This window comes from Psychrobacter sp. 1U1, from assembly GCF_051847535.1.
Lineage (GTDB): Bacteria > Pseudomonadota > Gammaproteobacteria > Pseudomonadales > Moraxellaceae > Psychrobacter > Psychrobacter saeujeotis.
The window spans coordinates 429,827-454,496 of record NZ_JBPYDD010000002.1; the positions used below are offsets into that span (position 1 = coordinate 429,827).

Annotated in this window: 19 protein-coding genes; 9 read left to right on the top strand and 10 right to left on the bottom strand. The window is 42.1% G+C overall.

Going from position 1 to position 24,670, the window contains the following annotated elements:
* Nucleotides 1-263 precede the first annotated feature (263 nt).
* Complete coding sequence (locus ACS8FB_RS04030; RefSeq protein ID WP_439261125.1) at nucleotides 264-1,925, bottom strand: ATPase; 1,662 nt, start codon at nucleotides 1,923-1,925, stop codon at nucleotides 264-266.
* A gap of 238 nt (nucleotides 1,926-2,163) precedes the next feature.
* Between ACS8FB_RS04030 and ACS8FB_RS04035 the strand changes: the two genes are divergently transcribed.
* The 5 genes from ACS8FB_RS04035 to ACS8FB_RS04055 all read left to right on the top strand — a co-directional run bounded on the left by ACS8FB_RS04035 (nucleotide 2,164) and on the right by ACS8FB_RS04055 (nucleotide 8,176).
* Entirely contained in the window at nucleotides 2,164-2,877 is a 714-nt protein-coding gene (locus tag ACS8FB_RS04035) for an FFLEELY motif protein (protein ID WP_439261127.1), read from the top strand.
* A gap of 436 nt (nucleotides 2,878-3,313) precedes the next feature.
* Complete coding sequence (ubiE, locus tag ACS8FB_RS04040; protein ID WP_439261297.1) at nucleotides 3,314-4,156, top strand: bifunctional demethylmenaquinone methyltransferase/2-methoxy-6-polyprenyl-1,4-benzoquinol methylase UbiE; 843 nt, start codon at nucleotides 3,314-3,316, stop codon at nucleotides 4,154-4,156.
* A 97-nt stretch (nucleotides 4,157-4,253) separates the two neighbouring features.
* The gene (locus ACS8FB_RS04045; RefSeq protein WP_439261129.1) at nucleotides 4,254-4,961 is read left to right on the top strand and encodes a ubiquinone biosynthesis accessory factor UbiJ; all 708 of its coding nucleotides are present in this window, start codon (nucleotides 4,254-4,256) and stop codon (nucleotides 4,959-4,961) included.
* Nucleotides 4,962-5,042: 81 nt separating this feature from the next.
* A complete protein-coding gene (locus tag ACS8FB_RS04050) occupies nucleotides 5,043-6,704 on the top strand; it encodes an ABC1 kinase family protein (RefSeq protein ID WP_439261131.1) in 1,662 nt (553 codons plus the stop codon).
* A gap of 29 nt (nucleotides 6,705-6,733) precedes the next feature.
* The gene (locus tag ACS8FB_RS04055; protein ID WP_439261133.1) at nucleotides 6,734-8,176 is read left to right on the top strand and encodes an FAD-binding oxidoreductase; all 1,443 of its coding nucleotides are present in this window, start codon (nucleotides 6,734-6,736) and stop codon (nucleotides 8,174-8,176) included.
* A gap of 78 nt (nucleotides 8,177-8,254) precedes the next feature.
* Here ACS8FB_RS04055 and ruvB read toward each other — a convergent pair whose 3' ends face one another.
* The 5 genes from ruvB to ACS8FB_RS04080 all read right to left on the bottom strand — a co-directional run bounded on the left by ruvB (nucleotide 8,255) and on the right by ACS8FB_RS04080 (nucleotide 13,566).
* The gene (ruvB, locus tag ACS8FB_RS04060; RefSeq protein ID WP_299188522.1) at nucleotides 8,255-9,235 is read right to left on the bottom strand and encodes a Holliday junction branch migration DNA helicase RuvB; all 981 of its coding nucleotides are present in this window, start codon (nucleotides 9,233-9,235) and stop codon (nucleotides 8,255-8,257) included.
* Between the two features lie 170 nt (nucleotides 9,236-9,405).
* Entirely contained in the window at nucleotides 9,406-10,026 is a 621-nt protein-coding gene (gene ruvA / locus ACS8FB_RS04065) for a Holliday junction branch migration protein RuvA (RefSeq protein WP_439261135.1), read from the bottom strand.
* Nucleotides 10,027-10,140: 114 nt separating this feature from the next.
* Nucleotides 10,141-11,178 (bottom strand): class II fructose-bisphosphate aldolase, encoded by a 1,038-nt coding sequence (gene fba / locus ACS8FB_RS04070; RefSeq protein WP_439261137.1) that lies wholly within the window; start codon nucleotides 11,176-11,178, stop codon nucleotides 10,141-10,143.
* A 458-nt stretch (nucleotides 11,179-11,636) separates the two neighbouring features.
* Nucleotides 11,637-12,023, bottom strand: a complete 387-nt coding sequence (locus tag ACS8FB_RS04075) for a hypothetical protein (protein WP_439261139.1) — start codon at nucleotides 12,021-12,023, stop codon at nucleotides 11,637-11,639.
* 325 nt (nucleotides 12,024-12,348) lie between these two features.
* On the bottom strand, nucleotides 12,349-13,566 hold the full coding sequence (locus ACS8FB_RS04080) for a phosphoglycerate kinase (protein ID WP_439261141.1): 1,218 nt from the start codon (nucleotides 13,564-13,566) through the stop codon (nucleotides 12,349-12,351).
* Nucleotides 13,567-13,929: 363 nt separating this feature from the next.
* Between ACS8FB_RS04080 and ACS8FB_RS04085 the strand changes: the two genes are divergently transcribed.
* Nucleotides 13,930-14,259, top strand: coding sequence for a TraR/DksA family transcriptional regulator (locus ACS8FB_RS04085; RefSeq protein ID WP_439261143.1), 330 nt, complete (start codon nucleotides 13,930-13,932; stop codon nucleotides 14,257-14,259).
* A gap of 40 nt (nucleotides 14,260-14,299) precedes the next feature.
* On the opposite strand, the gene ACS8FB_RS04090 is transcribed toward ACS8FB_RS04085, so the two are convergent.
* Nucleotides 14,300-14,977: a thiamine phosphate synthase gene (locus ACS8FB_RS04090; RefSeq protein WP_439261144.1), complete on the bottom strand. Its 678-nt coding sequence runs from the start codon at nucleotides 14,975-14,977 to the stop codon at nucleotides 14,300-14,302.
* A 101-nt stretch (nucleotides 14,978-15,078) separates the two neighbouring features.
* Nucleotides 15,079-16,152 (bottom strand): serine hydrolase, encoded by a 1,074-nt coding sequence (locus ACS8FB_RS04095; protein ID WP_299219239.1) that lies wholly within the window; start codon nucleotides 16,150-16,152, stop codon nucleotides 15,079-15,081.
* A gap of 500 nt (nucleotides 16,153-16,652) precedes the next feature.
* On the opposite strand from ACS8FB_RS04095, the gene ACS8FB_RS04100 reads away from it, so the two are divergent.
* The 3 genes from ACS8FB_RS04100 (at nucleotide 16,653) to ACS8FB_RS04110 (ending at nucleotide 20,968) form a co-directional block, all read left to right on the top strand.
* Nucleotides 16,653-17,288 carry a response regulator gene (locus tag ACS8FB_RS04100; RefSeq protein ID WP_299219237.1) on the top strand — a complete coding sequence of 212 codons (636 nt, stop codon included), beginning with the start codon at nucleotides 16,653-16,655 and terminating at the stop codon, nucleotides 17,286-17,288.
* A gap of 63 nt (nucleotides 17,289-17,351) precedes the next feature.
* Entirely contained in the window at nucleotides 17,352-19,133 is a 1,782-nt protein-coding gene (locus ACS8FB_RS04105; RefSeq protein WP_439261145.1) for a sensor histidine kinase, read from the top strand.
* A gap of 173 nt (nucleotides 19,134-19,306) precedes the next feature.
* Complete coding sequence (locus ACS8FB_RS04110; protein ID WP_439261146.1) at nucleotides 19,307-20,968, top strand: sigma-54-dependent transcriptional regulator; 1,662 nt, start codon at nucleotides 19,307-19,309, stop codon at nucleotides 20,966-20,968.
* A 95-nt stretch (nucleotides 20,969-21,063) separates the two neighbouring features.
* On the opposite strand, the gene ACS8FB_RS04115 is transcribed toward ACS8FB_RS04110, so the two are convergent.
* Both ACS8FB_RS04115 and gpmI read right to left on the bottom strand, forming a co-directional pair.
* Nucleotides 21,064-22,563 carry a S41 family peptidase gene (locus ACS8FB_RS04115; protein ID WP_439261147.1) on the bottom strand — a complete coding sequence of 500 codons (1,500 nt, stop codon included), beginning with the start codon at nucleotides 22,561-22,563 and terminating at the stop codon, nucleotides 21,064-21,066.
* 355 nt (nucleotides 22,564-22,918) lie between these two features.
* Entirely contained in the window at nucleotides 22,919-24,556 is a 1,638-nt protein-coding gene (gpmI, locus tag ACS8FB_RS04120) for a 2,3-bisphosphoglycerate-independent phosphoglycerate mutase (protein WP_439261298.1), read from the bottom strand.
* Nucleotides 24,557-24,670 lie beyond the last annotated feature (114 nt).

Below are 24,670 nucleotides of genomic sequence, written 5' to 3' on the forward strand. Positions count from 1 at the left end.
TTTATCACGCGCCTATTATATTAAATAATCAGACATATTGCATGACGATACTACAAGATTTGTAACTAAAACGCTAAAATCTGTCTTTTATTAGCCTAATACTTAGGCTAAATATAGAATTGATAAAACCTTTAATTTTCGTTTGTCCTATTATCGATATTCACAATGAATTGTCAAAGAAAACATACGAATTATTCTGACCAAAAAACTTGATGCCTACTCATTAATTGCTTTGCTATAAAAAACAACACAATACCTGACATTCATAAGTGAGATTTTAGCTGTGCAATAGCATGGTCTAATACCTGTAAACGAGCATAACGCTTTTGGTTGGTTGCGATGACACACCAGGGCGCGCTAGTAGTATTGGTACGTGCCAGCATATCAGCTGCTGCTTGAACATAGTCTGACCATTTATCACGATTACGCCAGTCATCATCAGTGAGTTTAAATTGCTTATGCGGCGTCTCGCGGCGATCCTCAAAGCGTTTCAACTGCTCTTTTTTATCAATGGCAAGCCAGTACTTTATGACAATCGTTCCTGATGCCATGAGCTCTGCCTCAAAACGATTGATTTCATCATAAGCGCGTTGCCATTCTGACTCATCTATCAATGCTTCGACACGCTCGACCAATACCCGTCCATACCAAGTACGATCAAAAATAGCGATACGGCTCATACGATCCGTTTGTTCATTTGGCAAACGTGTCCAAAACCGCCATAAATAAGGATGCTGCAACTCATACAACATCGGTGCGCCAATATTATAAATTTGATATTCACGTGGGTCGAGTGGCGTGACCAGTCTCTTAATAGCGCCGCCCTTACCTGCTGCGTCCATTCCCTCAAAGGCAAATACCACATGACGACCTTTACGCGTGCGTAGTAACTCTGCAAGCTCAGACTGCTTGTTTGCAAGTTGTTTATGATAGTCGGACTTATCGATATCAGGATTCTTAATATCTATTAATTGATCGGGTATATCTACAGAGACAAGTTTTGGCTGCCTGTTGTCGTCACTTAGGCTGGCGTCACTTTTAGGCGTACTAGTAATCGTATTGATAGTTTTACTATTCCTTTTAAGGTCGGCAGATGCATGTATGTTGATACTACTTGCCAGCGCTCCTTGCATCGCTTGTAATACCTGATGGCAAAACTCAGTTGCTGCTTGTGATTTGTCGCTGCCATCGATAACGATCCAGTCATCTTGCTGCCTCAATAATTCAGCTGCCACACGATTAAACTGCGCGACTACGTCGCTATCACCCCAATCAATTTGATACAAAAACTGGGGATCAGCTTCTTTATCCTTTAGACGTGCTTGTAAGGTTTCAACCTCAACATGAAACCAGCACTTGAGTAGTTTGGTTTGGTTTGTAGCTAGATCACGCTCAAATACTTGCAACTGGCGCAGGGCTTGCCGTAAATAATCTTGCCATTTGGTAATGGGGAGCACCTGATGTTCATCGTCCTGCATAGCGGTGGTCGCCATGTGCATCACATGATACAAAAGATCTGCATACCAGTTGCCAAAATAGACCATGACGTCGCCATGTCGCGGTATGGCTTGAGTATGGGCTTGCCAAATAGGCTGATACGCCAGTGGCGGATGGCCAATGGTTGCTTCCACTTTTAATAATCTTGGATCGACCCATTGACGTAGCTGTTTGACCGCCGTCCCCTTGCCTGCTTGCTCCATACCATTGACGAGTACCAATAGTCCGGTTGGCTTGTGGGTAGGAGATGTCGTTTGCTGCCGCGTCTCTCGTAGTGCATATTGCGCCGTCACCAACGCCAATCTCAATGCATCCTTGTCTAATGAAAACTGACTTAAAGGGTTGGGAGTCAAACGCTGATCTATCATCTGTTTTTCAATTTGAATGCCTGTGGCTTTTTGTGCCTCATCTGATTTATTATAAGACATATGTCAGTTCCATTTTATTTTTATGCGAGAGGTTATTAGTTATCGACCTTTCATAATAATAGCACTTGCTTAAGCAGTAAATTACAGTGCTATGTAACAGTTTGACATTTGTATTCTAACTTAAATTCTTTTAAGGTAATATATTACGCTAGCGATGCTATTTACCAACATTTATAACTTTTAAATAAAAGTCATTTTCATTTAAAAATATATACCTAACCATACAGGACAAACTTCTATGTCTGCTTTATCTGATTTACAACAGCATTTAACGCGCTATTGGGCACTTCCTTATCACGATGATGAAGCATTAGATGCTAAGCTCAAGGACGTACAAGCATGGCAACGGGCACGTATTCAGCGTACTCATTCAGAGCTATTTGGGCAGCCAAAGAATAAGCCTATGGCAAATTATTTTCTCACCCAACTATATGGTGGCGATGAATTTAAACTGTTGGCCAAGCAATTAGAACGTATACTTCCAAAAGCAAAAAAGCTTGAGAAACTTGCCAAAGAGTCCGTATTACAGACTGGCACTATGGCTGTTCAGGCCGCTATTTTGGCAATTGAGCTGGATATGCATTTGGCACAGTGGTTAATAGAGCAAGATTTAGCAGTTAATGAAGAAAATATGCTTGCCGCCTATCGTGCGGTCGATGAAGCAGACGAACGCCGTCTACAGATTAATAACCTCAAGGATGTCTGCTATCGTACAGATAAGTATCTCAACTCCTTTATGCTACGTAAGGCTTTTTCTTTTGCTAAAAGTACGGCATATAGTCGCGGCTATCAACCCTTATACGACTTTATCGATGCAGGCTTTACCGCGATGAAGCCTCTTAAAAGTGTGAGTGATTTTATTGAACCATTCTGTAAACGTGAACTGCAAATCATTGATCAAGTTCATCAGGCTGATAGTAACAACAACGTCGAAGTATTTGCTGTATCATAGTCTTGAACAGTCGCTAAGTTGAGCATTTTGCGCGCATTGTAATGATCAATCACTGTTGGTCATTTAATGCTAGCAAAATGCTTTTACATTTGGACAAAGAGTAATTATGATTGAATAATTGCAAGAGCCAAATAGACACTATAATAGGCCACAGGACGACTCTATGACCAATGACTTAAAAAAAACCAATCACAAGTTCACTACGAACAGCCATATTCAAGATAAACTAGTTAAAGATAGTATCGCTCATAATGAAAGCATTAGTGCCAAGGCTCAAGCTCGTGTAAACCCTACTTTTAATACGCCGAGCCCTAATTCAATAGTAAACAATGCCAGTACTGCAAATACCAACAATAGCGACTTTACTCAACTACAAGACTTACCAACAGGAACATCGCAAGGTCAACAAACCACTATGCCATATAATGACAACAAAATGAGCAACCACTCAGCACCGATCTCAAACGATCAAAAGCCACAAACAGCCTTTAATCAACGTGATGATATCAACAACCCGCATACACTGGATACTGATGGTTCAGAACAGACTCATTTTGGTTACAAGACTGTCAACAAAGCTGAAAAGCAAGCGCGCGTGGCTGATGTATTTACCTCAGTTGCCAAAAAATACGATATCATGAACGATCTGATGTCTTTTGGTATTCATCGCCTTTGGAAGCGTTTTGCTATTAGTTTATCTGGCGTACGTGCAGGTCAACACGTATTAGATATCGCAGGTGGTACAGGTGATTTGGCTAAAGTGTTTAGCCGTGAAGTAGGTCGCAATGGTCATGTTGTCTTGTCAGACATTAATGCAGCGATGCTAGAAGTTGGCCGTGAGCGCTTGATTAATGCCGGCTGTAACAACGTTGACTTTGTCCTTGCCAATGCTGAAACTCTCGCCCCTTTCGAAGATGAGAGTTTTGACTTATTGACGATTAGCTTTGGTCTACGTAACGTCACTGACAAGGATGCGGCTCTACGTTCAATGTACCGTGTATTAAAGCCAGGCGGGCGTTTATTAATCTTAGAGTTCTCAAAACCTATTTTTGAGCCATTATCTAAAGCTTATGACTTATACTCTTTTACTGCGTTGCCTCTTATGGGTAAGCTTGTGGCGAACGATTCAGAAAGCTATCAGTACTTAGCAGAGTCGATTCGTATGCATCCGAATCAGCACACTTTAAAGCAGATGATGGAACAAGCAGGGTTTGAAAACTGTGATTACCATAATTTGACAGCTGGTATCGTTGCCGTGCATAGAGGCTTTAAGGCATAACGCTGACTGCTCAATAATATTTAACCCTCAAAACAGTGCTGACAATTCTGATAACGCTACAGCATGACCATAACTATTTTTGATATGCGAGAGTATTATGCTAACGGTATTACTTTTGGCAAGTGCCGAAAAACTCATCAATATGGCTATTGCTAGTGATGATATTACTAAAGCTGGCCTGACACCGCTTGCTGGTAAAGTACTGCGATTAAATATGGTCACGCCCAAGGTACAAGTAGATATTTTATTTAACCATGAGCATCTGCGTTTTGAGCCCATTACTGCCAATAGTGTGTTTGAGCCACGCGGGCAAAGCTTTGGTCGAGATGCTGATGAGCGTCAACAAGCAAACAAGGATATGGGACGTATTGGCCATAGTCGTCCAGACTGCACTATTAATGTCGAAAACCCCGCTCAGCTCTTAAACTTGATACGCGGCGCTGAAGGCAATCTGCCGATTGACGGTGACTATAAAGTATTGATGCAGCTCAAACAGCTGGTCGCCGGATTTGACCCTGATATTGCAGGACAGCTCGAACCTTTTATTGGCAAGCCGATGGCTAGCCAGTTGCAATTACTGATATCTCAGCTCAAAGGCAGCTTTCGCCATACTGCCAAACGTACTTTTGACGATGTGAGTGATTGGGCCAATGACGTAGCCGGCAACAGCCCACCTGACCCTATCGAAAAAGCAGAAGCAGACAGTCTTAAGCAGCAAATTCTTAAGCTACGTGCTGATATTGAGCGTGAAGAGGCACGGTTAGCAGCGATTAAAGCTGAGCAAGCGCGCTTAACCGATAGATAAATATAACTTACCTTATTCATCTTATCCGCATTCTTATCTAGACTGTTTATTTCAAGTAACTACTTAGAGTAACCACCGCCCATGCTATTATCCTACCGCGCCCGTCTTCTCGAACTTTGGCGCATCGCTGCAAGCTACCGTATTGATACTCACTTTACGGCTGAGGAATCTCCTCAGCTGCAGCCAATCTTACGTCTGATTCGGATGCACCCAGCGGCTTGGGGTAAAAAACATCAGCCAAACGCGATTAAGTATGCACTAGAAGATATGGGTACGCTGTTTTTAAAGCTTGGTCAGCTACTATCCACCCGTCGTGACTTAGTGCCACCTGAAATTATTGAACAACTGATTCAGTTACAAGATAAGGTAAAACCTTTTGACGCTGATATCGCCATCTCTCAAATTCAAAATTCAAAACATGGTCTGGGTCAGTCTATTGAGACGCTATTTGCTCGCTTTGACGTCAAACCATTAGCCGCAGCCTCCATTGCTCAAGTACATACCGCAGCATTGAGAGACGGTCGTGAAGTCGTAGTAAAGGTCGTGCGGCCCAATATCCGCACAACTATTATTGCAGATTTTGAGCTATTGCGTGAGCTTGCCAGTTGGGCATCGGCACGGATTGAAGCGGCACGTGCGATACATATAATTGATATCGTTGAAGACTATCGTCAAGTCATGCTCAACGAGCTGGATTTGACTTTAGAGGCAGACAACACCACTCAGATGCGTAACAACTTTTTGGGTTCGGCATTGATGTATGTACCTGAGGTTTACGACGCTGCAAAAAACGTCATGGTCATGGAACGCATTCAAGGCGTACCGATCTCACAAACGCATATCTTTGATCAGTTAGGCTATGATCGGGCAACACTCGCAGAAAAAGGATTAACGATATTTTTTACCCAAGTTTTTCGAGATAACTTCTTTCATGCTGATATGCATCCGGGGAATGTATTTGTAGAGACCCCACCAGTTAAGACATTGGGTGATAACATACAAGCAGTCGACCTTGGTTATGAACCGCGTTATATTGGTCTTGATTGTGCCATCATGGGCACGCTATCGAAAGACGATCAGTTGATTGTAGCGCGTATGCTATTGGCCGTCATGAACAATAACTTCACTGCTATGGTCGATATCGTTAGCCGTGCTGGCTGGATCCCACCGAATACTGACAAACATGCTTTGATGCGCGATATGAAACGCACCGTTGGTCCGATGCTACAAAAGTCTATCGATGAGATTGACTTTGCTGGTGTCTTAATGCAAATTTTAGACATTGCCCGTCGCCATCATATGAGCATCCCACCTCAATTGATGTTGTTATTAAAAACTTTGGTACATGTTGAAGGCCTTGGTCGTGACTTGTATCCAGATTTGGACATCTGGTCATTGGCCAAACCGATCTTAAGCAGCTGGATTAAAGAGCAGCTTGATCCTATGCGTAACTTCCAACAAATACGCGCACAACTTCCAGAGATTTTATTGTCCAGTACTGACATTCCAAAACTGCTAGATCAAGGTCTGCAAAGTCTTGCTTCACAAGGGTCGCGTCAAGACAGTCAGTTACGTGAGATTCAGCAGATACGTGCAGACATGCTCAATGATCGCCGCCGCGACTGGCTAGCATTAGCAGGATTTGGCTTATGTGTCGCTATAGCAACGCAAGTGGTCGGCTGGCTATCACCTGTGTTTTATATTTTGGCTATACTAGCGGTTATTTGGCGCATCTTAGCTTAAAGCTGCCGCTTTACTAACAAGGATAAGTTATGATCAGCTCTCAGGTTAATGCTATACCCTCTAAACCAGACTATAGTGCCGCTATCGCTGAGCTACAAGCTCAGTTTGGTGAGCAACTCAGTGCCAATCTGACAGTCCGTGAACAACACGGCCATACCATGACATGGCTTGCTAACCAGCCACCAGATGCCGTACTGACTGCGCAAGATAAATACGACGTCGCTAAAGCAGTCGCGATTTGTAACCAGCATAAAATGCCAGTCATTGCTTTTGGCATTGGCTCATCGCTTGAGGGTCAATTAAATGCTCCTTATGGCGGACTATCAATCGATATGCATGCGCTAGATGCTATCTTGCAAGTCAATAACGAAGATTTGACAGTGACTGTACAGCCAGGCGTCACGCGTGAACAGCTGAATCATTATCTGCGTGATACAGGTTTGTTTTTCCCGATAGACCCAGGCGCCAATGCTAGTATCGGCGGTATGGTTGCGACCCGCGCCTCAGGTACTAACGCAGTACGCTATGGCACGATGAAAGATGTGGTACTGGCGCTTGAAGTGGTGACAGCAAACGGAGAGATCGTACGAACTGGTACGCGTGCCAAGAAGTCGGCTGCAGGTTATGATCTGACGCGCTTAATAATAGGTTCTGAAGGTACGCTTGGTATCGTCACCGAAGTCACACTCAAACTGTTTGGGCTTAGTGAATGTGTTGGTAGTGGTCTTTGTCATTTTCCAACGATTGAAGATGCCTGTCAGGCCGTCATGCTTACCATTCAGATGTGCTTACCTATCGCTCGAATCGAATTGCTTGATGCTTTACAAGTAAAAGCCTGCAACCAATACGCAAATCTTGATCTACTTGAGACACCTACCCTGTTTGTAGAGTTTCATGGGACTGAAGCGAGCGTACGCGAACAAGCACAGACTTTTAATGATATTATCGAAGAGTTTGGCGGTACTGACTTTGTTTGGGATACTAATGAAGCTGAGCGCAAACGTCTGTGGCAAGCGCGCCACAATGCTTATCATGCCAGCTCAGCCCTGCGTCCAGAAGCAAAAGCCTTATCGACTGATGCCTGTGTGCCTATTTCGCGCTTAGCTGAATGCGTCAGCGCTACCGCAAAAGACATTGCAGATGCTGGAATGATAGGCCCTATGGTCGGTCATGTTGGCGATGGCAATTTTCATGTTTTATTATTGGTTGATACTGATGATCCAGTAGAGACTGCCAAAGCTGACGAGATCATCGGACGGTTGGCTATACGTGCTATCGAGATGGATGGCACTTGTACTGGTGAACATGGCATCGGTCAAGGTAAGCAAAAATACATGGATCAAGAACATGGCAACGCCATACCGCTAATGCAAGCCATCAAGTCCGCTCTTGATCCTAATAATATCTTAAACCCTGGTAAAATCTGGCCTCAACCTTTAGTAATAGAAACACCTCAAGCAGTAGAAGTATAAAATAAGCCTACATGAAAAATGCGCCGACTTCATATCCATAAAGTCGGCGCATTTTTCATTCAAGCGGTCAGATGGTTTTTACTGTATCTGATCAATCGCCACTTGAGTTAGTATTCGACCACGAGCGGTACGTAATACATAACCTTGCTGAATCAAATAGGGCTCGATCACATCTTCAAGTGTGCCGCGATCTTCTGCCATGGCTGCCGCCACTGCTTCCACGCCTGCCGGACCACCGTCAAAGCGTTCATGCAAAATTTCAATATAACGTCTATCAAGATGATCTAGACCACGCCGATCGACTGCTAGCATATCTAGCGCACTAGCAGCGATAACACCGTTGATACTGCCATCCCCTCTTACTTCAGCATAATCACGTACTCGCCGTAATAAGCGATTAGCAATCCTTGGCGTACCTCGCGCACGGCGTGCAATCTCGATAGCACCATCTTCGCTCATTGACACACGCATTAGGCGCGCCGCTCGGCTTACAATAGTCGTCAGATCAGCAATATTATAAAACTCAAGGCGCTGAACGATACCAAAACGATCACGTAGTGGTGAAGTCAAAAGCCCTGCTCGCGTCGTCGCTGCGACCAAAGTAAAAGGCGGTAAATCAAGTTTGATAGAGCGTGCAGCAGGGCCTTCCCCAATCATAATATCAAGCTGAAAGTCTTCCATTGCTGGATATAGTATCTCTTCAATGACTGAGCTTAAACGATGAATTTCATCAATAAACAACACATCACCAGCTTCTAAATTGGTTAGCATGGCGGCCAAGTCACCTGGACGCTCAAGTACAGGGCCTGATGTCGAACGCAGATTACCACCCATTTCACGAGCAATAATATTAGCAAGCGTCGTCTTACCCAGACCAGGCGGACCAAAAATCAAAGTATGATCTAATGCTTCATCACGACCTCGCGCGGCACCAATAAAGACTTCCATCTGTTCACGCACGACTGGCTGACCGATATATTCAGACAGAAGCGAAGGACGAATGTTGCTATCAGGGGCATCATCTCCCCCTTCTAGCGGATTAATTAAGCGGTCTTGCATCATAGGTTCTATCATTATATTAAGAGGGTAAACAAGGTAAAGGTAATAAATAGCATAACCAAACCTAGCGGATAAGTCATGTAAAACGTTTTAAAGTATGCATTAAAACGAAAATAAGCGACAACTAGTGTCGCTTATCCATAGATAACTGTGTATGTAAGACAAACAGGCTAAAAACCAGATAACTGCTGTAAGGTGGCTTTTAACAAGCTTTGCGTATCAGCAAAGACATCACCGTTACTTTTGGCAGCTTTAATTGCCTGCTGTGCTTCTTTTTCTTTATAGCCCAAGCTAATCAGTGCGCCTTCTACTTCAGCAATGATACTTCCTTCCTGCGTGACCGGCACTGGCTGAATGTCAAACTCTAAATGACTATCATCGACTTCGATATTTTTGAGCTTATCTTTAAGCTCAATCAATAAACGCTGTGCTGTTTTTTTACCGATACCTGGTATACGAGTAAGCGCAGTTTCTGAGTCCTGCGCCACATACATTTTTAGTTCAGCTGCCGACATAGCAGACAGCATGGCAAGCGCCATCTTGGCCCCAACCCCATTAATCTTGATAAGCTGGCGAAAGACATCACGCTCTTTTCGATCGATAAAGCCATACAGCAACTGCGCGTCCTCTCGGACATGAAAATGCGTCCAGATGCTTGCTTGCTGTTCCAACTGTAGCTGACAAAATGAGGGTAATGGTAGCTCGATATCATAACCTACGCCTGAGGCTGTTATGATACAGGCTGTCGGTGCCATTAAATATTGTACTTGCCCAGTAATCAGACCAATCATAGTACCTCACCTGTCACAAACAATTTATAAGAAACTTTTATATAAGGAGCATTAGTATACATACATCTAACACCCCTTAGGCAAGTCCTAAATCGAACTTTTCAATAAATGAGCTTATTGATAAAAATCAACCATGCCTTCAAGGCTAATTGGACGAATTTTATGCGCCTGACCAGCAGAACCAAAGGCCTCAAAGCGGTTGCTACAGATATCTGACATTGCTACCATAGAAGCTTTAAAATATTTACGCGGATCAAACTCACTAGGATTTTTTGCCAAGTATTCACGAATAGCACCTGTCGACGCTAAACGTAAATCAGTATCGATATTCACCTTACGTACACCGTGCTTAATGGCTTCTACGATCTGCTCAACTGGCACGCCGTAGGTTTCGCCAATATCTCCACCATTCTCGTTGATGACTTTCAACCATTCTTGCGGTACTGATGATGAGCCATGCATGACAAGATGAGTATTGGGTATACGTGCATGAATCTCTTTTACACGCTCAATTGATAAGATATCACCTGTGGGTGGACGCGTAAACTTATAAGCACCATGACTGGTACCAATCGCAATCGCTAGTGCATCAACATTGGTGTCTTTGACAAATTGTTCAGCTTCGTCCGCACTGGTCAACAGCTGCTCATGATCAAGAACGCCTTCTGCCCCTGAACCGTCTTCTTCGCCAGCCATACCAGTCTCAAGACTACCTAGACAACCAATCTCACCCTCTACAGAGACGCCGCAAGCGTGAGCAAGCTTGACGACTTCACGCGTCACACTCGCATTATAGTCATAATCCATCGGCGTTTTACCATCTTCACCCAGTGAGCCATCCATCATAACTGAAGAAAATCCAAGCTGAATTGAGCGCTGGCAAATGGCTGGTGACATGCCATGATCTTGATGCATAACAACTGGGATATGAGGCCATTCTTCGATAGCGGCAATAATCAAGTGTCGTAGAAATGCCGAACCAGCGTATTTACGCGCGCCAGCACTGGCTTGTACAATGACAGGAGAATCACAAGCATCGGCGGCCATCATAATCGCTCGCATTTGCTCCAAATTATTTACGTTAAAAGCAGGCACACCGTAGTTGTGCTCAGCGGCGTGATCTAAAAGTTGACGTAAGGAGATTAAGGCCATAAAACGCTCTCTGATTGGTTTTAAAATAATAACGTTATTGAAAACTGCAAAATATCATGCACTTAACATGATAGGTATACTAAAAAATAGAGTAAGCTTAAAAATCAGATTAAACCTAACAATTACTCAGCGTTAAGCACAAACTGCAACCATAAACAATAATCACAGTGTTTACTTACCCAAATTATAGCGGGGTGATTATAGCAAAAATTATCTACGCCTCGTAGCAGTTACACCAGTATTTATTTATCTGGTCAGTTTTCCAAGTCGTTGATATTTACAGTAATCTAACTTTCATGGTCTATGTCAAATAACGAACACAAAAAAGCCCTGACTACTGTCAAGGCTTTTTAAATTTTTCAGGGCTTATAGAGTAAGTATTCGTCTAATGATTATAGCTTAACGTCTCATCTAACAGTAATCAATATATTGACTATTAGATTACTAAGCTAAATTACTTAGTATTGTTGCTCAGCTTCAACTTCAACTTCGTTTGCACCTTCAGCAACAGCGTCAGCACCTTCAGATACCGCTGCAGCAGTACCTTCGACAACTTCGTTTGCGCCTTCAGCAATAGCATCACCAGTATTTTCTAAAGCATTAGTAGCAGCAGCACCAGCTGTTTCAGCGCCTTCAGCGACTTCTGTACCAGCTTCTTGAGCCGCTACTTCAGCTTCTTGTGCAGCAGCTTCAGTTTCATTAGCAGCTTCTTCTGTATTGGCAGCAACATCATCACCCGCAGATTCAACCGCAGCTTCTGTTTGCTCTTCGGTTTGTTGACTACACGCAGTGACTGCAAACGTACCAGCAAGGACACTAGCAAGTAACAAATGACGTTTTAACATAATAAACCCCTCATAAATAATGCATGTCAAAATACATGGTGGCGCTATTTTATAGGTAGCAAATAAGACATGCAATAATAATTTTCAGTATATTAACAAATAATAACTGCTTAATAATAATCCTCAATTATCAACTTTATATACTCATTGTTCTTATTAGATAACAAGCACAGCTGATAACATCTATATAGCCTACCTTAAATATTAAATTTCATTTGTACGCGTAATGTTACTAGTAGCGTGACTTATATTAATATTTGGTAATTTTACAGTAATAATGCTGTTACCTTCCATACTGTATTTATAACCGTTTATCTTTAAACAGCTATTTTTCTACAATTTGTAAGGCAGCTACGGCAGGTAAAGTCTTGCCTTCAACAAACTCTAAGAATGCCCCGCCACCTGTAGACATATAGCTTACATTATCAGCCACTTTATATTTATCAATGGCAGCCAAAGTGTCACCTCCACCCGCTATCGAAAACCCATCGCTGTCTTCTACTGCTTGCGCTAAAATCTCAGTACCAGCGCCAAAGGCGTCTACTTCGAATACACCAACTGGCCCATTCCACAGTATAGTTTTGGCGTTGATAATGGCATCAGCCAGTTGCTCAGCACTTTGCGGCGCAATGTCTAATATCATATCATCGTCGCCAATATCACTCACTGCTTTAACAGTGGCTTTTGCTTGCTGTAATGAGCCTATAAAATCATCAAAATTAATGTCATTTTTATCAGCAACAACCACAAACTCAGGCAACAAGATATCAGTCTTAGTCATGATTTGACGAGCTGTATCGACTAACTCTGCTTCATACAATGATGCACCGACGCTATATCCTTGCGCTGCCAAAAAGGTATTCGCTATACCGCCGCCAACAATAATTTGACTGCAGATATCCGCTAAGCTATGAAGAACTTCAAGCTTGGTAGAGACTTTGGAGCCACCAACAATGGCTAGCATCGGCTGAGCTGGAGTCTTGAGCGCTAAGCTTAGTGCATCTAGCTCAGCGGCGAGTAATGGACCGGCACATACCGTCTTATCAGCTTGACGCATTGCTTGAGTCACCCCTTCTGTAGAAGCCTGCGCCCGATGAGCCGTACCAAATGCATCCATTACAAATACATCACACAAACTGGCATAAGCTTCCGCTAGCGCAGTGTCATTGTTCTTTTCGCCTTTATTAAAACGAACATTCTCTAATAAAACCACTTCACCAGCTTTAATATCTACGCCTTGCTCAAGATAATCATTGCTAAGCATTACTGGCTGTTTTATTTGTTCAGCTAGCTTATCTGTCAGATACTCAGCGACAGGCGCAAGAGAGTATTTTGGTTCAGGAGCGCCTTCTGTTGGACGACCTAGATGCGAGCATACAATGACAGCTGCTCCCTTATCTAACGCCATCTTGATGGTTGGCAAGCTGGCCTGCAAGCGTGCATCACTCGCAACTTTTCCGTCTTTAATAGGCACATTCAGGTCTTCTCGGATCAATACTACTTTATCCGTTAAGGTCAGCTCACTCATACGTAAAAAATTCATGATCGCTCCTAGGCTACATTGATTATTTTGTCTATCGTTTTAACAAGTCACATTAACTGTTATTACTTTATGAGCCGTAGTTTATACAATAGAGCGCATTCATTCTAGGCAAAAAACGAGCATGACCATAAATTTTTAACAAAAATCTGCCGCTACAAACATTTAATATTCATTATTAAGAATATATTCGTAATCAGTGGTCAGAATGACAAGATATGTTGAAGAGTTAGTAACATTTCGTGGTGGCACTGATTGATCAATCGTCTTAGTATAAGAGGCTATCTATTCGCAAAAAACTTTATGACCCTCGATGTATAGATAATAACTTTATAGAAAACAACAACAACCTCTTTGGAGAGTATGATGAGCATTGATTTTGACGTTGCCAAACAAGATTTATTAAAGTTAAAAGAAGAATATGAAACTCGCATCAACAAAATTGAAGATCATATTCAACATCCACAAGACAGCTTGAACGAGCATTGGGATGATCAAGCCATCTCATACCGTCAAAACGATATGCGAAAAAATTTACTGGGTGAAGCAAGACAAAGTCTTATTTATGTCGAAAACGCTTTAAGCCGTATCGAAAACGGCACTTACGGTGAATGTGAAGTGTGCGGTGAACCAATAGAAGAAAAGCGTTTAGAAGCATTGCCTTACGCTACCTTATGTATGGATCACGCTGAATAGGCTTTTTGCACAACACCCTATTGAATTTTTAGACAGGTATTTACCAGTTGGTAAGTGCCTGTTGCCACTCTTGACAGCGCTTCTCTATCGACTGTACAGGCAAATCCATGATATCCCCAACCACGGCAATATAAGCGATAGGCAGTCCTTTTAATTGACGAATATTTTCAGCCGTTAGTCCCCCGATAAGACAAACATCAGTATTATTGTGAGTGGCATATTGGCAGCCATCGATAAGTTGCTGTCGAGTAATAATGTTGGCATTGGGTTTAGTAGATGAGGCAAATATAGCGCCCATAGCAATATAAGTTGCGTTTGAAGAAATCGCTTCTTCAATAAGGGCCATATTCCCATGACAAGTGCGACCAATAATTTGGTTGGTTTTTAATTGTTGTTTAGCTTCGTCGATAGCACCATCTTGTTGTCCAAGATGTACCCCCACGCCAAGCTTGGCAGCCAAAGTAACATCGTCGTTTATGATGACTGGCACCCTGTATCGTTTAGCCAGTGTGACTATTTTTACGGCTTCACCATACAACTGCTCTTTACCATTTGGCTGTGCCAATACCCGCTTTCTTCTGATTTGTAACAACCCTATCGTACCTGTCGCTAAAGCTGCCGCTAACTTGGCATAAAGCAAATCAAACTCATCATCGTTAGTCAGCAAATACAATGTAGGCCCTTTTTTTGGTATATCCGAAACTGATGTTTTAGCCATTATTTATCCTTAAGTTTAATTAATAAAAAAAAGACCGTTATCTTAGATAACAGCCTTTTTTGTCTACAAACTTTAGCTTTACAACCGTTTATATCAGCACCTTATACTGTCTGACGCGTGGCTAAACTGGTCAAAATGTTTTTGGCATCACCCCAGCGAGTCGCTGAGCTATTAGCACCCAAAATCACAATAATAGCAGGGCGGTTGTTGACACGGGTTTCCATGACGACGCAACGACCTGCCTCATTGATAAAGCCTGTTTTGGAGATACCAATTGGATAGTTCCCTGAGCGCACAAGGCTACTGGTATTATTGGCTTTATAAGTACGATTGCCACTTGAATAATTGGCCACAAAAAAGTCGTAGCTTTTGGTAGTAGAGAAACGACGAATAACGTCATAATTACCAGCCGCACGTACCATTTTTACCAAATCATTTGACGAAGCAACATTACGCTTATCAAGACCAGTTGGATCACCAAAGAATGCCGTTGTCATTCCTAATTCTTGAGCTTTACGGTTCATGGCCCGTATAAAGGCATTGTAACCACCTGGATAATTACGCGCTAAGCTTTTTGCAGCAGGATTTTCTGACTTCATTAAAGACATCAGTAACAGTTCGGCACGATTCATACGATCGCCTGACTTTAAACGTGAGCTTGCACGTTTAGGACCTACAAAATCCTCTGGATCAAGCGTAATCTCTTCACGCATATCAAGACCCGCATCTAACACAACCATTGCTGTCATTACCTTAGTAATACTGGCCATAGGACGAGCAATATTTGCATCTTTTTCATAAATGGACTCACCAGTTTCAGCATCGATTACTGCTACACTGCGTGAGTCAGTGCTGATCGGAATCATGCTACTGCTACCAAAACTACCACGGTAAGTGGTGTTATATCTGTTACTACTGCTACCGTAGCTGTTAGAATTGGTAATGCTGGTAGTGCCATAGCCATTGTCGACTTTTTTGAGAGGCGTAGTAGCACTTTTAGAGCTGTACATAATGTTGCGTGCTTCTGATAAGCTATCAGCGCCGCCCCAACTGACGCGTGCACTAGACTCAGCAGGGCTACCATTAATACTTAGCGCAGCTTGTGCAGCACTGCCTAAGCTTAACGAAATCATGGCAGCAACCAGTTGCTGTTTGGTTAATGGTAAATGTTTCATTCTTCCCCCTGCTATTGGTCTCACATCAATTGCATATTATTATGCACAATTGGGTAACGTAGCGTTTTTGATGGTGTTTGTAGACACTCGTATAGAGTTTTTGTACTTTTAGTGTATCATGGTTTTTACATAAGTTTAACGTATCAGGCTGACTTCGCAAGATTTTTTTGTATATATACGAAGATTACTACAATTGCTTTGGATTTGGGTAATAATAAATAATACTCGAAAAATATTTGTTATAGTTCCATATCTTAGTCAAGTATTGAGTTTTCTCTACCGTTATCGTTAAGTATTATTTCCGTAAATAAAGCAATCTTATATAAGTCACTATAGAACAAGATTATTATAAATAGCAACATCGATATAGAATTAAATACTTGTACTAAACTATATAAGACAAGTCACTATTAAATAACATGTTTGTATTGTAGCCAGCTTTCATTAGCGTTTGGCTATTCTATTGCATATTAATCTATCAAATAGTAAAGAGTATAACTATGATTCGAGTATTAGTAGTAGATGATCACGACTTGGTGCGTATGGGTATCAGTCGGATGTTGTCTGACAGTGCAGATATTGAAGTAGTCGGTGAAGCTGATAGTGGTGATATGGCATTAAAACTTGCTAAGCAGCTTAGTCCAGATGTGGTCTTATTGGATGTCAACATGCCTAATATCGGTGGTCTTGAGGCGACAAAGCGTTTGGTACAGTTGGACATGGGAATAAAAATACTAGCGGTAAGTAGCATGTCAGCGCAGCCATACCCATCAATGCTTCTTAAAGCTGGGGTCAATGGTTATATTACTAAAGGCACACCACTTGATGAGATGATACGCGGTATCAAAAAAATATATCAAGGTGGCCGTTATTTCAGCCATGATGTTGCCGAGCAGCTAGCAGAAGTATTACTATCAGATAATGCCTCTTCGCCTTTTGACTTGCTAAGTGATCGCGAAAAACAGGTTGCTATGATGGTGGTCAACTGTCAAAGTCCTCAACAAATTGCTGACCAGTTATTTGTAAGTGTAAAAACCATTAACACCTATCGCTACCGTATTTATGAAAAAGTTGGGGTAGATAGTGACGTTAAATTGACGCATCTAGCCATCCGCCATGGGCTGATTCAGCCTTAATACTAGACTTATCTGTACTTTTAATTGGTCTATTGCTCATTACTACTCCCCTTCGGTTATTTTATGAAATCTGCTTTTAGAACCATCAACGTCATTTTTCAGACTTTAAAGCAGGATAATACTTTACCTGTATCACAATTGCGTAAGCTTGGGATAATTTATAATGGTTATCGATTAGTAGTTAGTGCGTTTTTGCTATTAATGGCATATGCCAATATTAAAGCTGACACCGATTTGTTATTACTGAGCTTATTGCAACAAACTGCACTTGGGTTTTACGTCATTCTTAGTTTGATTTTACTCAGTTTATTCTTAGTTGCTACCAAGCAGTTACAACGCCAGTTAGTGTTTGGTCTAGGCATTGATGTTATTGTATTAAGTTTGCTGCTATATACCAACGGCGCCCCAGACTTACAATTGGCAATGCTATATATGGTTGTGGTAGCAGCCAGTTTTATGTTGCTGCGTAGCTCACAAGCGCTGGTCATTACCTTACTTGCAATTTTATTCGTCATTTATCAGCAATTTTTCCACGCGATTTCCAATAGTATGAGCCTGACCAATTTAGGTGATGCCCTACTCATGTCAGCCAGCTTTTTAGCAGTTGGCTTTTTAAGTTGGTCAATCTCTCAGCGCTTGGTGCATGTCGAAAGGTTTATAACGCGTCAAGCAGAGGAAGTGGAGCGTCTAAATACGATTAACCAAGAAGTCATTAGTCAGATGCTAAACGGCATTATGGTGATTGATAAGCAGCACATTGTGTTGGCCAATCATGCAACTTATCAGCTGCTAGGTATTCCTGAGACCGAAGTATCACCGTTTAAAGAAGTACCTACTAATTATAGGGATCCAAAACCAACTCTTAGGCAACAGCAGCGTAATTTTAAAAATCATCATAATCCATTATATGCTTTTCAACAGGCCTTGGCCCATCAGCATAGAGCGCTACTCAACAGTTGCTTATCTGTCCCTACTAATCAGTCAAGGAACTTTGTTTACGAATTGCCTGAAGCGGCCACTGCGTCTATTACCAACAAACTGCGTGTACAAGTAATCCCGCTAGAAGATGGCAGTCAATTGATATTGCTTGAAGATTTGCGCCGCGAACAAGCCAATGCCCAACAATTAAAGCTGGCCTCTTTAGGGCAGCTCACAGCCAGCATTGCTCATGAAATTCGCAATCCACTTGCTGCTATCTCACAAGCCAGTCAGTTGTTATTGGAAGATATGAACGATGTGGCTGACGCAGACGAGAGCCACAGTCAAACTGCTATGAATACTAGTGGTAATAATGAGCTGTATAAGATGATATTTGCACAAACCAAACGTGTTAATCGTATTATTGAAGATGTGTTAAAACTATCACGTCAGCAGCGCTCTAACAAACAGACCATAGAGCTTGGAACTTGGATGCCACAATTTTTAGAGAACTATTTTCGTGGCAATGATATTTTTTTGCATGATATCTCTCATCCCGTGATACAGTTTGATAATCATCAGTTAGAGCAAATATTGATTAATTTAATCAACAATGGTTTGCGTTATTGCGGTCTTGTACATCCGCATGCTTATGCTGAGGTGGAAATATATTGCGTGCAGAACGATGTTATAATCGATGTTTTAAATGAAGGTGAAAAAATCGCTCCAGCTGATGTAGAGCGCTTATTTGATCCGTTTTTTACTACCGATAAAGCAGGTACGGGACTGGGGCTTTACTTGTCTCAGGCCTTCAGCGAAGCCAATCATGCCAGGCTACTGTATGTCGCTGAACACGAAAAGACCTGTTTTCGCTTAATCACACCCATGGGCTCTTGTTCAGAAGTAGTATGGGATGACGAATATTAAGGTTCAAGGTGTCAATGATGCATCTACTGCTAATACATTGATTTTGACCCATAGTCAGTACAACACATGTGTGCAATTAATAAAAGATAAAAAGTCTTACAGATAAAGGTTTTTTATTTATAATGAATATTCGTTCAATCCCTTGTATCAATTAAGCAATAATGAGGTTGTATATGACAGCAATCGCGCTGGTCGTCGATGATGAAGTAGATTTATGCCGACTTATGCAAATTACGCTGACAAAGATGGGCATCAAAAGTGACGTGGCTTACAGTTTATCGCAAGCAAAATCTTATCTAGAAAATAACCACTATGACTTTTGTTTGACAGATTTACAACTGCCAGATGGTTCAGGATTGGAGTTGGTTAAACAGATTAGTAGTAGCTCTAATACACCAGTTGCTGTGATCACGGCACACGGTAGTATGGATCTGGCTATTGAAGCACTTAAGATTGGCGCTTTTGATTTTGTGAACAAGCCGCTTGAATTACCGCGACTACGCCAACTGGTCGAAAATGCCCTCAAAGTTATTCATCAAGATGAAAGTGTTCAAGCAACTGATGAAATTACGCCTGAACAGCAGTTATTAGACAGTCGCCTGATTGGCAACTCTACTGTCATGCAAACCCTAAAAACCACCATCATTAAGCTTGCCCGCTCACAGGCGCCCGTATTTTTATCAGGTGCTTCTGGTACTGGTAAAGAAGTGGTCGCCAGACTCATCCATGATTTAAGTCCACGCCGTGATGGTAGTTTTGTCCCAGTCAACTGTGGTGCGATTCCATCTGAGCTTATGGAGTCAGAGTTTTTTGGCCATAAAAAAGGTAGCTTTACTGGTGCGGTTGCAGATAAGCAAGGTTTGTTTCAACAAGCCAGTGGTGGTACATTATTTTTAGATGAAGTGGCAGATTTACCACTTGCTATGCAAGTAAAGCTATTACGTGCTATCCAAGAAAAGACAGTGCGCGCTATTGGTGACACCAAAGAGGTACCTGTAGATATTCGGATTTTATCAGCTACCCATAAAGACTTAAGCCAGTTGGTAAAAGACGGAGAGTTCCGGCAAGATTTGTACTATAGAATTAATGTGATAGAGCTTAAGCTTCCCACACTCAATACACGCCGTGACGATATTCCTTTACTCGCCAAGCACTTTTTAGCGCTGATATCTGAAGAGTGGCAGCTAGGTACACCAGCAGAGCTGACTGAAAGTGCTTGCGAGCGTCTGCAGCAGCATGAATTTGCTGGAAACGTTCGTGAACTGCGCAATATATTAGAGCGTGCAATTACTCTAGCAGAAACTACCATGATAAATGATACCCATCTAGGGTTGCCCAAACTTAATGATAGCGATACTGTAGGCTCAAAAGAGATGGCAGAACGCGAGGATATCAATACTGTCTCTACAATAAATGATGAGCCTATGATATTACAAGTGGATGGCCCCAAACAAAGCATCAAAAATGATAATAGCGGACATCTTTCGAACAATTTGCATCCATATCGTACTCATAGCCAACGTTATTCTTCAGCATTTCAGATGTCTACTACTAAGTCTGACAGTGTTAATACTTCATCTGTCTACAACCAAGACCGCCGCAAGCCTGACCAGTTTGTTGACGACATACATACGCAACCATCACTCGTCAGTATTTCTGAAGCTGAATTGCCTCAAAAAGGTCTAGAAGCCTATTTGCAGGAGCAAGAAAAACGTTTGATCATTAAGGCGCTTAATCAGACTGATGGAAATAAGACGCAAGCAGCAGAGTTGTTAGGTACGACTTTTCGCTCGCTACGCTACCGGATGAAAAAGCTTGAGATTGATGAAGAGTAGCGCAATACCTTAGATTATATTAGTGTTATGGAATGAGTATAAACGCCCTAGCCTTATTAACAAATAAAACTCACTGATACTATTTTTAGCACTTTTTATAAATCCCCTTTTTCAGTATCAGTCATGCTATAGGTGTTGTCTTTTTTTACAAAATGAAGTCCTGAAGAGTGTACTTGCGGTCGCAACACATCGATAGCTTGTTGCTCCCATGTGCGCTCATTACCAGATAGTGCTATATCAGGTTGTACACCTATTTTATCTATCTTTTTGCCTGCTGCTGTTAAATAATGAGCCACAGTCAACTTGACGGCTTGTTCGTTATTAAGCGGTATGACTGACTGTACAGACCCTTTACCATAGCTGACTTCACCGACGATAGTTGCACGTTTCTGTGTCTGTAGACTACTTGCCAGCACTTCTGCTGCCGAAGCAGAATAACGATTTTGTAAAATCACTACAGGTAAAGATTTAAGTAAGGCTGTATCTTGGGTAGATAAAGTACGTAGCTCACTTTGTCTACTCTTTACCTGCACCACGTCAGTGTCGTTCATAAATAGACTGGCTACTTTCACAGCCGATGTCAGTACGCCACCTGGATTGTCACGCACATCAAGCAGTATTCCGGTAATGGGTGCATCAAGACTGGTTAGACTTTGTAAAATCTTTTCACGTGTATTATTTTGAAAAGCGGGAAGTTTGATAACAGCAATACCATTAACAAGCCGCGTCTCAATATCTTGTTGGTGAGTATTATTGCGCTGCAAAGTAATGACACGCTTGCGGCGACCGGCTTTAGACACAGTTACATCAACTTGCGTACCGGCAATTCCGTTCAGTAGCTGCTCTACATCATCAGACTGCCGATCACCATCAACCTTAAACTCACCAATCTGATGAATATAATCGCCAACGGTAATACCTTTTTTATCAGCAGGTGACTCATCTACAATATCAGTTACAACCCAATACCCCTCATCTGGTTTATATACTGCCTTTAAGCCAACATCTCCAACATCTCCTTCAGTAAATGCGCGTAAGTTTTCATACGCTTCAGCATCCAAAAATTCAGCATGGCTATCAAGCTTGGTCAACATACCACTCATCGCATTATCAAATAACGCTTCATCATTGACAGGATCGACGTACTGACGACGTACTAAATCCACTACTGCGACAAAGGTTTTTAGTGTCTCAGGGGAGATTGCATTTAAGGACACCTGCGCAACGTCAGCTGGTATATCAGACAAATCATCTTCTACTGTATCAACTGCTGTCTCATCGGCTACAGCATCTATATCATCCTCTGTTTGACCAGTTGGTTGATTCTCGCTACTCAAGTCATCTGCGCCTACCGCGTCACTACCTACTGTATTGTCATCAATGTTCAAGCTGATCAGTTGCAAGTCTGCAGTAGGATTATCAGTGTTTACACCCATCCCTACAGGTTCTGTAATGGCTGCCTGTGCAGATATATTGACACCAGTTATACCAAGGACTCCCACTAAACCTATCTTTAGCGCAGACTCACAGATAGCAAACGGTACCAAATCAAACTTGAGCAGTATGGCTGGTAGTTTTAAAGGTAATAAAGGCATAAAGAAACTCGTATAGGATAAAGAATATGTACAGATCTATCATTGCCACATGAATGCCGACGCCCTAAAAAAAGCTAATGGGTCTACAGCAGCGATACGATAACAAGTGATAATATATAGGCGCTTCAGTATAAGGTAAGTACCATGCTACTAAGATAACTTTTACTTATTTACTGTACCTATACAGCTCGATGCTATGCAAGATTTAGCTCAGTAGCTTATTATATTTTTGTACTTTTTCTATGTAGGATCGACTATAGCATTAAGACACCATTAGAAAATAGCGTAATATTGCAAACAAAAAGGGGAAAGATAAATACTGTCTTTCCCCTTTTTTTCTAAAAAGTCGTGTTTACTACAAAGTAGGGATTAACAAACTCTTACCTGTCATCTCAGCTGGTGGTTCGATATTCATTAATGACAAAATAGTGGGAGCGACATCGCTTAACTTGCCTCCCCTACGTACTCGTATATTTTGCTCACCAACGTAGATAAGAGGGACATGTTCTGTCGTATGTTGAGTATGCACTTGCCCGCTTTCATAATCTTGCATCTGCTCGCAGTTGCCATGGTCTGCCGTGATTAACATATCACCGCCAGCTGCCCGTACTGCTGATTCAATACGTCCGATACATACATCAAGCGCTTCCACAGCTTGTACCGCTGCTTCAAAAATACCTGTATGTCCGACCATGTCACCATTGGCGTAATTTACAACCAACACATCATACTTTCCTGATTCTATAGCAGCCACTAGCTTATCAGTCACCTCAGGTGCACTCATCTCTGGTTTTAAGTCATAAGTGGCTACATCTGGAGATGGCACTAAGATACGCTCTTCACCCTCATACTCTGCTTCACGGCCACCACTAAAAAAGAAAGTCACATGCGCATACTTTTCAGTTTCAGCGATACGCAGCTGGGTTTTGCCCTGATTCTGCAGATACTCACCCAGTGTATTGGTAAGTGAGGTTGGATAATACGCTATGCTAGTTTTAGTGTTATCTGCTAAAACGTCAGAGTACTTGGTCAACATCACAAAAGCTGCAAGGTTTGGCTGCTTTTGACGAGCAAAACCTGAAAACTTATGATCTGGTAGCACAAACGCTTGCGCAAGCTCACGAGCACGGTCAGCACGAAAGTTCATAAATATTAATGCATCATTATCTTCAACAGTATATGGCATCTCATCACGTCCAATCACGGTCGTTGGACTGATAAACTCATCGGTCTCACGTGCTTTATAAGCCGCTTGGACAGCCCCATCTGCTCGCGTTGCTAGACGATCAGCCTTTCCTTCAGTAATAAGCTCATAGGCTTTTTGGACACGATCCCAGCGGTTGTCACGATCCATCGCATAATAGCGCCCAATGATACTGGCAATCTGTACGCGGCCGCCTTCATAATGGGCATTGAGTTTATTAATATAGTCACGCAGACGATTGATATACTTATCCGCAGATTTTGGCGGCGTATCGCGACCATCTAAAAAGCAATGGACAAAAACGTTTTTTGCCCCATGAACCAATGCAGAATGACACATACCTTCAATATGATCTTGATGTGAGTGCACGCCACCATCAGATAGTAGTCCCATAATATGAACATTACCACCCAACTCGTTAGCCGCTTTTACTGCTTCAACCAACGCGTCATTTTTGTAAAATTCGCGATTATTAAGCTCATTTGAGATACGGGTTGAGTCTTGGTAAAGAACACGGCCAGCACCAAGATTCATATGCCCTACTTCTGAATTACCGAATTGACCATCTGGTAAACCAACATCTTCTCCTGAAGCTGATATAAGCCCATGCGGATACTGCTGATAAATATTATCCAAATTTGGCATGTTTGCGGCGGCAATGGCATTGTCTTCAGCTTCCTCACGATGTCCAAAACCATCTAGTATCATTAGGACATGTGGCACTTTTTTGTTAGGATTGTTATTAGACTTAGCTTTACTGTCTGTGGTATGTTCTGCTTGTTGTTGCATATTGGACATAGATTACCGCTCCTCAAATGAATGAACGCCTATAGTACTGTATTAGATTAAAGTGTCTATACTACCACAAAACTCAAAATAGCTGAAAACTCAACATTTTTCAGT